The 11,499-nt window shown below is 71.9% G+C and carries 11 protein-coding genes; 2 read left to right on the top strand and 9 right to left on the bottom strand.

Annotation, left to right across the window (positions count from 1 at the left end; genetic code table 11):
- Positions 1 to 65: 65 nt before the first annotated feature.
- Positions 66 to 572 carry a DUF2165 domain-containing protein gene (locus ACWD11_RS15480; protein ID WP_389418223.1) on the top strand — a complete coding sequence of 169 codons (507 nt, stop codon included), beginning with the start codon at positions 66 to 68 and terminating at the stop codon, positions 570 to 572.
- On the opposite strand, the gene ACWD11_RS15475 is transcribed toward ACWD11_RS15480, so the two are convergent.
- The 5 genes from ACWD11_RS15475 to ACWD11_RS15455 are packed head-to-tail and all read right to left on the bottom strand — an operon-like array spanning position 569 to position 5,706.
- Positions 569 to 769, bottom strand: coding sequence for a hypothetical protein (locus ACWD11_RS15475; protein WP_389418222.1), 201 nt, complete (start codon positions 767 to 769; stop codon positions 569 to 571). The genes ACWD11_RS15480 and ACWD11_RS15475 overlap by 4 nt on opposite strands.
- Positions 770 to 788: 19 nt before the next feature.
- Positions 789 to 1,346 (bottom strand): hypothetical protein, encoded by a 558-nt coding sequence (locus ACWD11_RS15470; RefSeq protein WP_389418429.1) that lies wholly within the window; start codon positions 1,344 to 1,346, stop codon positions 789 to 791.
- Positions 1,347 to 1,399: 53 nt separating this feature from the next.
- Positions 1,400 to 3,985, bottom strand: a complete 2,586-nt coding sequence (locus ACWD11_RS15465; protein WP_451283420.1) for a bifunctional FO biosynthesis protein CofGH — start codon at positions 3,983 to 3,985, stop codon at positions 1,400 to 1,402.
- 29 nt (positions 3,986 to 4,014) lie between these two features.
- Positions 4,015 to 4,863: an LLM class F420-dependent oxidoreductase gene (locus ACWD11_RS15460; RefSeq protein WP_389418220.1), complete on the bottom strand. Its 849-nt coding sequence runs from the start codon at positions 4,861 to 4,863 to the stop codon at positions 4,015 to 4,017.
- A 42-nt stretch (positions 4,864 to 4,905) separates the two neighbouring features.
- Entirely contained in the window at positions 4,906 to 5,706 is an 801-nt protein-coding gene (locus ACWD11_RS15455) for an endonuclease/exonuclease/phosphatase family protein (RefSeq protein ID WP_451283418.1), read from the bottom strand.
- A 120-nt stretch (positions 5,707 to 5,826) separates the two neighbouring features.
- On the opposite strand from ACWD11_RS15455, the gene ACWD11_RS15450 reads away from it, so the two are divergent.
- Positions 5,827 to 6,219 (top strand): nitroreductase/quinone reductase family protein, encoded by a 393-nt coding sequence (locus tag ACWD11_RS15450; RefSeq protein ID WP_451283416.1) that lies wholly within the window; start codon positions 5,827 to 5,829, stop codon positions 6,217 to 6,219.
- 1 nt (position 6,220) lies between these two features.
- Here the strand turns inward: ACWD11_RS15450 and ACWD11_RS15445 are convergent, their stop codons facing one another.
- The 4 genes from ACWD11_RS15445 to ACWD11_RS15430 all read right to left on the bottom strand — a co-directional run bounded on the left by ACWD11_RS15445 (position 6,221) and on the right by ACWD11_RS15430 (position 11,495).
- A complete protein-coding gene (locus tag ACWD11_RS15445; protein ID WP_451283414.1) occupies positions 6,221 to 7,666 on the bottom strand; it encodes an aldehyde dehydrogenase family protein in 1,446 nt (481 codons plus the stop codon).
- Positions 7,663 to 9,396 (bottom strand): N-acyl-D-amino-acid deacylase family protein, encoded by a 1,734-nt coding sequence (locus tag ACWD11_RS15440; protein WP_451283412.1) that lies wholly within the window; start codon positions 9,394 to 9,396, stop codon positions 7,663 to 7,665. The genes ACWD11_RS15445 and ACWD11_RS15440 overlap by 4 nt, the downstream gene beginning before the upstream one ends.
- A gap of 96 nt (positions 9,397 to 9,492) precedes the next feature.
- Positions 9,493 to 10,611, bottom strand: a complete 1,119-nt coding sequence (locus ACWD11_RS15435) for an LLM class flavin-dependent oxidoreductase (protein WP_389418215.1) — start codon at positions 10,609 to 10,611, stop codon at positions 9,493 to 9,495.
- Between the two features lie 113 nt (positions 10,612 to 10,724).
- On the bottom strand, positions 10,725 to 11,495 hold the full coding sequence (locus tag ACWD11_RS15430) for an SDR family NAD(P)-dependent oxidoreductase (protein ID WP_451283410.1): 771 nt from the start codon (positions 11,493 to 11,495) through the stop codon (positions 10,725 to 10,727).
- Positions 11,496 to 11,499: the final 4 nt, after the last annotated feature.

Genomic DNA, 11,499 nt, shown 5'->3' with positions numbered 1-11,499 from the left:
TGCCGTCTCCCATTCTGGCTCAATGGATCTGGATCACACCGGCCGCAGCGGGGAAGATTGCGGTCATGGCATCGACATCCCCACGCGGCGCTCTCCGCCTCACCGCCACCCTGCTCACCGCGAGCGTCGCGCTCTACATGGCGCTGGTCGCCTTCGGGAACATCACGGACTTCGGGACGAATCAGCAGTTCGTCCGGCATGTCCTCGCGATGGACACCACGTTCAAGGACGACGACCTGATGTGGAGGGCCATCACCAGCAAGGGACTTCAGGACATCGCGTACGTCGCGATCATCGTCTGGGAGACCCTGGCCGCGCTCGTCCTCATATACGGCACCTGGCTCTGGTTCCGCCGCGGTGACCGCGAGGCCCGGCGCTGGTCGACGTACGGCCTGCTCATGGTCATGCTGCTGTTCGGCGCCGGGTTCATCGCGATCGGCGGCGAGTGGTTCGCGATGTGGCAGTCCGGTGACTGGAACGGCCTCGACGCGGCGACGCGGGTCTTCGTGTTCAGCGGCATCGTCCTGCTCGTCAACCAGCTGCCCGGATCCACCGAGCCCGAGAGGGCCTAGTCGGAGTCGGCCGAGCTGCTGCTGCTCCGGGAGCCCTTGCCGGACTTCATCAGGACCGACAGCAGCTCGCCCGCGCCCCGGGTCGCGGCGGCCGCCACCCGGGCCCAGCGCGGAGCGGTGCCCCGGGCCGCCCACACCACACAGACACAGCCGCCGATGACCAGCGCCAGCAGCACGGACAGGATCAGTACAGCCACGGTCGTTTCCCCCGGTTTTCTACTCGACGACCGTCACGGTCGTGCCCGCCGTCCCGAACGCCCACAGCGCCGAGCCGTCCCCCGCCTTCATCCGGACACCGCCCGTCCGGGCGCCGGCCTCGGGCGGGGGCGGTGAGGAGCCGTCCACGGCGTTGGAGAAGGCGACGTTCACGCCGGACTTCGTAGCGAAGTACACCACGTGTTCGATCTCCACGCCGTCCGAGCCCGTCGTCGCCTCGGTGCGGGTGCCGACCTGGTAGCTGCCCGGGTCGGGGTCGACCGAGCCGGGCCACACCGTGAAGGTGCGGCGGGTGGCCTCGCTCGCGTCGACCAGCCACACCCGCTTCTGGCCGAGCGAGTACACGATCCGGCGGCCCGTCCCCGAACCGTCCGGCACCCGGACCGGCTGCGCGGACTCGGTCGCCTTCGGCGTGGGGGTGGCCGGGGCGGAGGCGCTCGGCGGGCCGGCCGTGGGCTTCGCGCCCTGGTCCGCCTGTACGGCGAGGGCGACGACCACGGCTGTCGCCCCGACCGTCAGACCGGTCACCCAGACCTTCGGGGCAGGCACGGCACGGATCTCCTCAGCTCACCGACAGGTTCGGATCATCGTACTGCGACGCACCCCACGGGTTACTCCAGTACCGGCAGCAGCTCGGGCAGATGCCCGTCCGAGGCGGCTGCCGCCCGCTGCCGTTCCTCCGGGACCTCGCCGTAGAGGGTGGTGCGGGGGCGGGCCGGGCGTCCCGCCGCCTCCGCCACCGCGATCAGGTCCTTGACCGACTTGTAGGAGCCGTAGGAGGAGCCCGCCATCCGGGAGATCGTCTCCTCCATCAGCGTGCCGCCCAGGTCGTTGGCGCCCGAGCGGAGCATCTGCGCCGCGCCCTCCGCGCCGAGCTTCACCCAGCTCGTCTGGATGTTGGGGATCCAGGGGTGCAGCAGGAGCCGGGCCATCGCCGTGACCGCCCGGTTGTCCCGCACGGTCGGTCCGGGCCGGGCGATACCGGCCAGGTAGACGGGCGCGTTGGTGTGGATGAACGGCAGCGTCACGAACTCGGTGAAGCCGCCGGTTTGCCGCTGGATGCCGGCCAGCGTCCTGAGGTGCCCCAGCCAGTGGCGCGGCTGGTCGACGTGGCCGTACATCATCGTCGACGAGGACCTGATGCCCAGCTCGTGCGCCGTCGTGATCACCTCGATCCAGGTGGCCGTGGGCAGCTTGCCCTTGGTCAGGATCCAGCGGACCTCGTCGTCGAGGATCTCGGCGGCCGTGCCGGGGATCGAGTCCAGGCCGGCCTCCTTCGCAGCGGTCAGCCATTCGCGGATCGACAGTCCGGTGCGGGTGGCGCCGTTCACCACCTCCATCGGCGAGAAGGCGTGCACATGCATGCCGGGGACCCGGGACTTCACCGCCCGCGCGATGTCGAAGTACGCCGTCCCCGGCAGGTCCGGGTGGATGCCGCCCTGCATGCAGACCTCCACCGCGCCCACCTCCCAGGCCTGTTGGGCGCGGTCGGCGACCTGGTCCAGGGAGAGCGTGTAGGCGTCGGCGTCCGTCCTGCGCTGCGCGAACGCGCAGAACCGGCAGCCGGTGTAGCAGACGTTGGTGAAGTTGATGTTCCGCGTGACGATGTACGTCACGTCGTCGCCGACGGCCGCCTTGCGGACGTCGTCGGCGATCCGGCACAGCGCGTCCAGCGCCGGGCCGTCCGCGTGCAGCAGCGCCAGCGCCTCCTCGTCGGTCAGCCTCGTCGGGTCGTCCGCCGCCGTCGCCAGGGCGGCCCGGACGTCGGTGTCGATGCGCTGCGGCACCATCCCGGGGGCGGCGGCCTCGCGCAGGGCGCCCCAGTCGCCGTACACCTCGTCGAAGTCGTCGCGGCGGTCGGCGGTGCGGCCCTCGGTGTCGATCGTGGCGTGCAGATCCGTACGGCCCGACGCCTCGAAGACCTCCTCCGGCTCCTGCCAGGGGTGCCCCTCGACGACCGCGTCCGGGCGCGCCAGCCCGGTCAGCGGGTCCGCCAGCGCCGCCACGTGCGGGCGCAGCCGCGGGTCCAGCCAGGGCTCGCCGCGCCGCACGAACTCCGGGTACACGCACAGGCGTTCACGCAGCTCGAAACCTGCCGTGCGGGACCGCTCGGCCAGCTCCTCGATCTGCGGCCAGGGCCGCTCGGGGTTCACATGGTCGATGGTCAGCGGGGAGACGCCGCCCCAGTCGTCGATCCCGGCGCCGATGAGCCGCTCGTACTCGGAGTCGACCAGGTTGGGCGGGGCCTGGAGGCAGGCGCTGGGGCCCATGAGGTGCCGGGCGACGGCCACCGTCGCGACCAGTTCGTCGAGTTCGGCGTCCGGCATGCCCCGCATCGCCGTGTCCGGCTTGGCGCGGAAGTTCTGGATGATCAGTTCCTGGATGCCGTGGTAGGCGCGGGCGATCTTCCTGAGCGCGAAGAGGGAATCGGCGCGTTCCTCGTACGTCTCGCCGATGCCGATCAGGATGCCGGAGGTGAACGGGACGGACGAACGGCCGGCGTCCTCCAGCACCCGCAGCCGGACCGCCGGTTCCTTGTCCGGGGAGCCGTGGTGCGGGCCGCCGGGCTCGGACCAGAGCCGGGTCGCGGTGGTCTCCAGCATCATGCCCATGGAGGGCGCGACGGGCTTCAGGCGCTGGAAGTCGGTCCAGCTCATGACGCCCGGGTTGAGGTGGGGCAGCAGGCCCGTCTCCTCCAGGATGCGGACGGAGACGGCACGCACGTAGGCGATGGTGTCGTCGTAGCCGTGGGCGTCCAGCCACTCCCGGGCCTCGGGCCAGCGGTCCTCGGGCTTGTCGCCGAGGGTGATGAGGGCTTCCTTGCAGCCGAGCGCGGCGCCCTTGCGGGCTATGTCGAGGACCTCGTCCGGGGACATGAACATCCCGTGCCCGGACCGGCGCAGCTTGCCGGGCACGGTGACGAAGGTGCAGTAGTGGCACTTGTCCCGGCACAGCCGGGTGAGCGGGATGAAGACGCTCTTCGAGTACGTGATCACCCCGGGGCGGCCCGCCGCCGCCAGGCCCGCGTCCCGGACCCGGGCGGCGGACGCGGTGAGGTCGTCGAGGGCCTCGCCGCGGGCCTGGAGGAGGACGGCCGCCTCACTGACGTCGAGGGCGACGCCGTCCCGGGCCCGTTTCAGGGCGCGACGCAGGGAGTTCTCGGTCGGGCCGGTTCCGGAGGTCACCGCAGTCGTCATCCTTCGAGCATACGGTCGAGGTGATCAGGTCAGCCGAGACAGGCGGCGAGACCGTCCAGGGCCCGCAGCACCTCCGCCTCCCCCGCGGGCGGCAACTGCGCGACGACCTCCTCGATGCCGAGGTCCGCGAAGTGCGCGAGCTTCCCGGGGGCGGGGTGGACGGCGTAGGGCACGATCTGGAGGGCGGCGGGGTCGCGGCCCGCGTCGGCCCACGCGCCGCGCAGCTCCGGCAGCGACTGGGACAGTCCCCGGCCGCCGATGGGCATCCAGCCGTCGGCGTACTCGCAGATGTGCGCGAAGAGCTTGGGTCCGGCGGCGCCGCCGACGAGCGTGCGCGGGCCGACGACCGGGCCGCGCGGCTTGTGCACCGGCTTGGGGTGGGCGAAGGAGGCCCGGACGCTCCCGAACTCACCCTCGTATGCGGTGGGTTCCTCCGCCCACAGGGCGCGCATCAACGCCATCCGGTCCCGGACGAGTTCGCGCCGGGTGCGCCACTGGACGCCGTGGTCGGCGGCCTCCTCCACGTTCCAGCCGAAGCCGACGCCGAGGGTGAGACGTCCCGCGCTGAGATGGTCGACGGTGGCGATCTGTTTGGCGAGGGCGACCGGGTCGTGCTGGGCGACCAGCGTGATGCCGGTGCCCAGGCCGAGCCGCTCGGTCACCGCGGCGGCCTGGCCGAGCGCGACGAAGGGGTCGAGGGTACGGCCGTACTCGCGCGGCAGCTCGCCGCCGGCCGGGTACGGGGTGGTCCGCTCGACGGGGATGTGGGTGTGCTCGGGCAGGTACAGCCCGGCGAAGCCACGCTGCTCCAGCTCGCGGGCGAGCCGAGTCGGGGCGATCGTCTCGTCGGTGAGGAAGATCGTGACGGAGAGGCGCATGTCCCATCTGTACCGGGGGTGCCCCGAGAAGTCGATGCGCGTTCACGCCCGCGGGGAAACCGCCCAGGGCGCCTGGAGATCGAGGTCCGCCACGACGGCCGCGTGATCCGACGGCCAGACCCCGTCCACCGGGCGGTCGCCGGCCCGGTGCACCTGCCGTACGGAACCCGGCCCGCCCAGCAGGACGTGGTCGATCCGCGCCCCCTGCCGGGGCCCGCCCGGGTTGTACGGCAGCTCCGGGTCCCAGGCCCAGGTCGCGGCCGGGGCGGTGGGGTCGGCTCGCGTCCAGGCGTCGCGGAAGTCGCGGCGCAGGAGGCGCAGTTCGGGGGCGTCCGGCTCGGCGTTGAAGTCGCCGGTGACGATCACGGTGCCGTCGCGGCGGGCGAACTCGGCCAGTGCGGCGGCCTGTTGGCGGCGTACGGCTCCGGCGGTCGGCACGGACGTCAGGTGTGCGGTGACGAAGGACACCGGACCTGTGCGCGCGTACAGGGCGAGCCGCCCGTCGTCGAGCTCGGGTGGCACGGGCAGCCGCAGGACCTCCGTCTCCTCGGCCGGCCACCGGCTCAGCACGGCGGTGCCGATGTCCACCGACGGGTCGCCGATCCGCCGCCGCCAGCGCTCCGGGGCCGGGGAGGCCGCCCAGGTCCAGTGCAGGCCCAGCTCGTCCGCCAGCCACTCCGCGAGGTTCTCCCCGTCGGCGGCCCACACCTCCTGCAGGCCCACGAGGTCGGGCCGCAGGTCGCGCAGCACGGAGCGGATCGCCTTCTGCCGTTCACGCCACGGCCCGAACCGCCACCACAGGTTCCAGGTCACCACGCGCACGGCCACCCACCCCTCGGTCATGGCACCGTCAAGGGCACCATTAAAGGGGGCGCTGTTGAACCGTGAGTCGACGGACTCGCGAAACACAGGTGAACGCGCCCGCACACCGCCGTACCGCCGATGACAGGAGTCCTGCCGACCATGTCCCGCAGCATCGAGCGCAAGTACCGGACCGTCAGGGCCTTTCAGCGCCGGCTCAACGCCGTCATGCGCCGTCTGCCGCAGCACACCCTGCTGGAGACCACGGGCCGCACGTCGGGCCTGCCCCGCCGCACTCCGGTCGGCGGACGCCGGATCGGTGACTCCTTCTGGCTGGTCTCGGAGTTCGGCGAGCGGTCGCAGTACGTGCGCAACATCCTGGCCGACCCGAAGGTACGGGTCCGCATCCACGGCCGCTGGCACGAGGGCACGGCCCACCTGATGCCGGAGGACGATCCGGTGGCGCGGCTGCGGACCCTGCCCCGCCTCAACAGCGCCGCGGTCCGTTTGATCGGCGCGCAGCTGCTGACCGTGCGGGTGGACCTGGTGGTCTGAGCTACCCGGGCCAGACGATCGACTGCACCTCGCTGTAGGCGTGCAGGGCGTAGGAGCCGATGTCGCGGCCGACGCCGCTCTTCTTGAAGCCGCCGAACGGTGCCTCCATGTTCCGGCCGACCGTGTTGACGCCCACGCCTCCGGCCCTGAGCCGCCGGGCGACCCGGAAGGCCCTCGCCACGTCGCCCGACCAGACGTAGTCGATCAGCCCGTAGTCGGAGTCGTTGGCGAGGGCGACCCCCTCGTCCTCCTCGTCGAAGGGGATCACCGCGACGACCGGACCGAAGATCTCCTCGCGGGCGACGGTCATGTCGTTGGAGCAGTCCGCGAGAAGGGCCGGGCTGACATAGAACCCCCGCTCCAGCGGCGGCCGTTCGCCACCGGTCACCACGACCGCGCCCTCCTTGCGCCCGGTCTCCACGTAGGACTCCACCCGCTCCCGGTGCGCCGCCGAGATCACCGGCCCGACCACGGTGTCCGGCTCCCTGGGATCACCCACCTTCAACCGCCGCGCATAGGAAGCCAGTTGCACGACCAGCCGGTCGTACACCCCCCGCTGCGCCAGCACCCGGGTCGGCGCCGTGCAGATCTGCCCGCTGTAGAAGGAGAACGTCGTCCCGATCCCGGCCACCGCCGAGCCGAGGTCCGCGTCGTCGAAGACGAGCGCCGCGCCCTTTCCGCCGAGCTCCATCAGCTGGCGCTTCATGCCCCGTCCGCACACCTCGGCGATCCGGCGGCCGACGGCCGTGGAGCCGGTGAAGCTCACCATGTCGACGTCCGCGGAGGCGACCACCGCCTCCCCCACCGCCACCGAGGCCCCGGAGACCACGTTGACCACCCCCGGCGGCACCCCGGCCGCCTCCAGCACCTCCGCCATCCGGTACACGGACAGGGGGTCCTGCGGGGCGGGCTTCACCACCACGGTGTTGCCCATCGCCAGCGCGGGAGCGATCTTGCCCGCCGCGTTGGCCCACGGGTTGTTGTACGAGGACACGCAGGCGACGACCCCGACGGGCTGCCGTACGGCCAGCGCGCCCATCACCCCGGCCCGCCCCATCGGCCCGGCCTCGTTGATCTGCGGCGGGACGGCCCACTCGGCGGGCTCCACGCGCGCGTACCGCTGGAAGCGGGCGGCGGCCACCCCGACCTGCATCCCGCGTGCGGTGCCGGTCGTGGCGCCGGTCTCGGCCTGCGCCAGTTCGGCGTACGGCGCCAGCCGGTCCCGGATCAGCCGCGCGGCCCGGCCGAGGATCGCGGCCCGCTCCTCGGGCGCCGTCCGCGACCAGGGCCCGAACGCCTCGCGGGCCGCGGCACAGGCCGCGCGCGCCTGCTCCGGGGATGCCTCGGGAGCCGGAGCGACGGTGCCCTCGGTCGCCGGGTCGAGGACGTCGTAGAAACCGCCCTCGGGTTCCGCCCACGACCCGCCGAGGAACAGCCGCTGCGTCACCGGGTGCTCACCGTCCGGGTGTCCCGCCCGGACCGCAGCACCTTCCCCGGCACCGCGCCGGTCACCACGTCGTCCCGGATCGCCGCGACCCCGTTGACCCACACGGCGTGCACCCCGAGGGCCTTGGAGTCGAGGCGCGGGCTGTCACCCGGCAGGTCGTGCACCAGGGTGGCCGTACCGGCGCCGATCCGTTCCGGGTCGAAGAGCACCAGGTCCGCGTGGAATCCCTCCCGCACCCGCCCCCGCTCGCGCAGACCGAAGAGCCGGGCCGGGTCGTCGGTCAGCATCCGCACGGCCTGCTCCAGACCGACCAGCTTCCGTCCGCGCAGACAGTCACCGAGGAAGCGCGTCGTGTACGGCGCCCCGCACATCCGGTCCAGGTGCGCCCCCGCGTCCGAGCCGCCGAGCAGGACGTCCTCGTGCTGCCAGGTCCGGGCCCGCAGCGCCCAGGATTCGGGGTCGTTGTCGGGCGGCATGGGCCACAGCACGGTCCGCAGCTCGTCGTTGGCGCAGATCTCCACCAGGCAGGCGAACGGGTCCTGCCCCCGCTCGGCCGCGATGTCCCGCACCACCCGGCCCGTGAGCCCGCGGTTCGCCTCGCTGTAGGTGTCGCCGATGACGTACCGCCCGAAGTCCGCGAGCCGCCGGAAGACGCCGGCCTCCTTGGACGCGGCGCGCTCCAGCATCCCGGCGCGGACCGCGGGGTCCCGCAGCCGGGCGATCCGCTCCGGCACGGGCAGCCCCAGAACCGGCCCCCACCCGGGGATCAGGTTCAGCGCGCAGAAGGTGCCCAGGGACATGTTCATCGGGGTCAGGATCGGCATGGTCAGCGCGACGACCCGGCCGCCGGCCTTCCGGGCCCGCTCGCTCGCGAGGAGCTGCCGGGGCACCCGCTCGGGCACGGCGGCGTCGATGGTCAGCACGTTCCAGTTCAGGGGCCGCCCGGCCGCCGCGCTCATCTCCGCGAACAGCTCGATCTCGGCGTCGCTGAACTGATCGAGGCACCCGGCGACGATCGCCTCGATCTGCGTCCCCTCGTGCTCCCCCACGGCCCTGGACAGGGCGAGCAGTTCCGCGGGCCGCGCGTGCCGGGAGGCGACCGGCTGCCCGTCCCCGTCGGAGTGCGTGGACGACTGGGTGGTGGAGAACCCCCAGGCCCCGGCGTCCATGGCGTCGTGCAGCAGCCCCAGCATGGCGTCGAGCTGCTCCCGGCTCGGCTGCCCCCCGACGGCCGCCTCCCCCATGACGTACCGCCGCAGCGCGCAATGCCCCACCATGAACCCGGCGTTCACGGCGATCCGCCCCTCCAGGGCATCGAGATACTCCCCGAATCCGTGCCAGCTCCAGGGCGCCCCCTCCTCCAGCGCGACCAGCGACATCCCCTCGACCTTGGACATCATGCGCCGCGTGTAGTCGGCGTCGGCGGGCCGCCCGGGATGGAGCGGCGCGAGCGTGAACCCGCAGTTCCCGCCGACGACGGTGGTCACGCCGTGATTGAGGGAGGGCGTGGCGTACGGATCCCAGAAGAGCTGGGCGTCGTAGTGGGTATGGGGATCGACGAACCCGGGAGCGAGCACGAGCCCGGCGGCGTCCTCGGCGGTGCGGGACGGTTCGGTGACGCGGGGCGCGATGACGGCGATACGGCCGTCCCGAATGCCGACGTCGGCGGTGTAGGCGGGGGCGCCGGTGCCGTCGACGACGGACGCCCCGTGAATGACGTGGTCGAGCATGGGGGGTTCACCTCCAGACCTACGGGGAGTTGACTCGCTCAGGGGCGCGGGGAACTGCGCGACCAGCCACAACGAACCCGCACCCGCCGACGGCGATCAGACACCCCTCCGAAACCGCGTCGTCCGATGAACAGGATCCGTATCGATCTTCGGGATCACGTGCTCCCCGATCAGCCGAATCGTCCGCAGCGTCTCCTCCTTCGGCACCCCCACCGGCAGCCCGAAGCTCAACTGATCCGCCCCCGCCTGCTCCCACCGCTTGCACTGCCGCAGCACCTCATCGGGATCCCCGCAGATCAGCAGCTCCTCCTCGATGAGCACCTCGATGAACTCCTCGGTGTACTCCGGCAACGTCTCCGGCCACACCGGAAACCCCTCGGGCCGGGGAAACGTGTCGTGGTACCGGAAGACGAGCGACGGCAGATAGTGCAACCCCCCGCTCACGGCCACCCGCACCGCCTCCTCATGCGTAGGCGCACAGATCGCCGTGGTCGTCACCATCACGTTGTCGTTGACGAAGTCCCCGATCGGCTCCGCGTCCACGATCGCCGTCTTGTACTGCTCCAGCACCCACTCCATGTCGGAGACCTTCTGCACGCTGAACCCCAGCACCCCGAGCCCCTTCCGCGCGGCCATGGAGTACGACGGAGGCGACCCGGCGGCGTACCACATCGCGGGGTGGGACTTCCCGTACGGCTTCGGCAGGATCTTCCGCGGCGGCAGCGACCAGTGCTTGCCCTGGAACCCGGCGTACTCGTCCTGGAGCCACATCTTGGGGAACTCGGCGATGGTCTCTTCCCAGATCTCCTTGGTGTGGTTCATGTCCGTGATGCCGGGCAGGAACCCGAGGATCTCGTGCGACCCGGCACCCCGGCCGCTGCCGAACTCGAAGCGGTTGCCGGAGAGATGGTCGAGCATGGCCACCTTCTCGGCGACCTTGACCGGGTGGTTGACCTGGGCGAGCGGGTTGAAGATCCCGGAGCCGAGATGGATCCGCTCGGTGGCGTGGGCCAGGTAGCCGAGGAACACGTCGTTCGCCGACAGATGCGAGTACTCCTCCAGGAAGTGGTGTTCGGACGCCCAGGCGTACTTGAAGCCCGCCCGGTCCGCCGCGATCACGTACTCGGTCTCCTCCATCAGCGCCTTGTGCTCGGCGAGCGGATCGGTCTCCGCGCGCCTGCCGACGTATCCCTGTACAAAGAGCCCGAATTCCACGGCGGTTCACCGTCCCCGGTCTGGAGTCCCTGATCTTCCGATGACTTTCTGACGGATCGTCAGATCGCTGACTGTGGCACCGTACGCATGAGGCGTCAATAGCTGACGGCCCGTCAGCCCACCGACACCCCGGCCAGCCATCCGCCGTCGATCACGAACGGCTGCCCGGTGATGTACGAGGAGTCCTCCGAGGTCAGGAAGAGGGCGAGCCGGGCCACCTCCTCGGGCCGCCCGATCCGGCCGAGCGGTACGAGCTTGCGGTACAGCCCGTCCAGGGCCCGCGCCGTCTCCTGCGCGTCCGCCGCCGGGTCAAGCTGGGCCGGGTGGGACATCGCGGTGTCGATCGCGCCGGGGCAGATGGCGTTGACGCGAATGCCCCGGGCGGCCAGTTCCAGCGCGGCGACCCGGGTGAGCCCTAGGACGGCGTGCTTGGTGGCCGCGTACGCCCCGACGGCCGCCATCCCCGTCAGCCCGGTGCAGGAGGCGGTGGTGACAATGGTGCCGCCGTCCGCCATCTCGGGCGCGACCGTCCTGATGCCGAGGAAGCACCCGACCTGGTTGACCCGGACGACCCGCATGAACTCGTCGAGGGGGGTGTCCACCAGGGCGTTGAAGCGCAGGATGCCCGCGTTGGCGACGAGCCCGTCGATCCGCCCGTACGCCTCCTTGGTCCGCCGCACGGCCGCCCGCCACTGCTCCTCCTCGCCCACGTCGAGCCGGACGTACAGCGCCCCGATCTCCTTGGCGAGGGCCTCCCCCTGATCGTCGAGCACGTCCGCCACGACGACGGAGGCCCCCTCCTGCCGGAACAGCCGCGCCTCCTGCTCCCCCTGGCCGCGCGCCGCGCCGGTGACGATGACGACCCGTCCGTCCAGTTTGCCCATGTGC

Source organism: Streptomyces sp. NPDC002776, assembly GCF_053592195.1.
The sequence above is the reverse complement of the archived record's forward strand: the minus strand, read 5'-3'. Positions and strand labels throughout refer to the sequence as shown.